Below are 1,361 nucleotides of genomic sequence, written 5' to 3' on the forward strand. Positions count from 1 at the left end.
CCTAATTACGAATAGGCTGTAAACACTTGCCACTCAAACGGCGGGGCGTAAGCGCAACGGACTTACGATAACTGACATCCGCAGAACGTGTGACTAAACGAGCTCGGCAAAATGGCTCAATATGCGTAGACTTATCCAATCCCAGCCATTCATCTGACAGGTAATGATAGAAAGAATCCGTCTTGTCCTGATAATATGTCCGGGTAAAGGTAACCTCTCCCCAAAGGGTCGTCAATGTCCGTGAGCGATGGGCTTTGACCTGATAGCGATGTTCCGGCTTGCTGGCGGCATAGATAGCTTCATCCGCTTGTTCCAAGATGGCTTTTAACACCTCACCTCCTGTTTGGTTCACCAATTGTTCCAACTTCTGGCTCAACTGAACCAGGGATACTTCTTGGGATAAGATATTTTGAAGAGATTCATTAAAAAAATGTACCCAAATATTGGCAATTTGTTGTATACTAAACATGAGAAGGACTCCTTTCGTATTGGTTTGCTCTAAACTTATTATACAACAAGGAGTTCCTTCTCTTTTTATATTTTCTTTAATGCATTAAAGTTTCCCCACAATTATTTTACACTATCGAGCACCAGCGGGATGTATATCATGTACACCGCAAGGTGAAAGAACGGCTGCATTTTGCTGCACCGGAGGTACAAGAAGGAATCCGGCAGAGTATCTGGAACCATGATAAAACGAGTCTAGCGCTCTGGCTGGATACAGCTGAATCGGAGGCAGAAGGAAACGATGAATTACAAGACGTGGAACGGTTACGAAAGTATTTAACGCGAAACTGGACGTATGTAGAGCCACTGAATCAGTGGCAGATGCCGGAGAAAGTCCATCTGATACAGCCCGGAGCGTGTGAGGCGGGCCATCGTATATACAGCTATCGCATGAAACATCAGGGACGGTGCTGGAGCCAGGAAGGGGCGGAAGCCATGGTACAGCTCATCACAGCCATGAAAAACGAAGAATGGGATGCCGTGTATGGCCAATGGGGACGTACAGCCTACAAGCCCATCAGCCAGCGATTTAAGAACATCATGAGGAAAGTGATGAAACGGGTCCCTATGCAGCCTCACAAGGGCGTGCATCAAGGAAGTATAGGAACGTACAGCTCAGCAAGCAGTCCGTTAGGAAAGCTGGCAAAAAGGCTGCAAATGGCACATATTTTGTAAAAATGTGGAAATAAGACCCCGCTTATTACCTAGGTCTAAAGGAAAGACCGGAAACTTCTTGACACTAACTCTTTTCATTATGTGTATTGACGCAACAGACAAACCTGTATATGATGATGGTATCTAAAGGAGATGCAATATGGACTTTTACAGAAGAACAGAAACTGACAGATCATCTG

At 45.2% G+C, this 1,361-nt stretch carries 1 protein-coding gene and 1 pseudogene; one reads left to right on the top strand and one right to left on the bottom strand.

Going from position 1 to position 1,361, the window contains the following annotated elements; translation table 11 throughout:
• Position 1 precedes the first annotated feature (1 nt).
• Complete coding sequence (locus tag NM10_RS08170) at positions 2-469, bottom strand: UPF0236 family transposase-like protein (protein ID WP_020311107.1); 468 nt, start codon at positions 467-469, stop codon at positions 2-4.
• A 152-nt stretch (positions 470-621) separates the two neighbouring features.
• Here NM10_RS08170 and NM10_RS15280 point away from each other — a divergent pair.
• Positions 622-973 (top strand): annotated as a pseudogene (locus NM10_RS15280) (UPF0236 family transposase-like protein); the annotation flags it as partial.
• Positions 974-1,361 lie beyond the last annotated feature (388 nt).

Origin of the sequence: Megasphaera sp. NM10 (genome assembly GCF_000417505.1) — a bacterium.
GTDB lineage: Bacteria > Bacillota > Negativicutes > Veillonellales > Megasphaeraceae > Megasphaera > Megasphaera intestinihominis.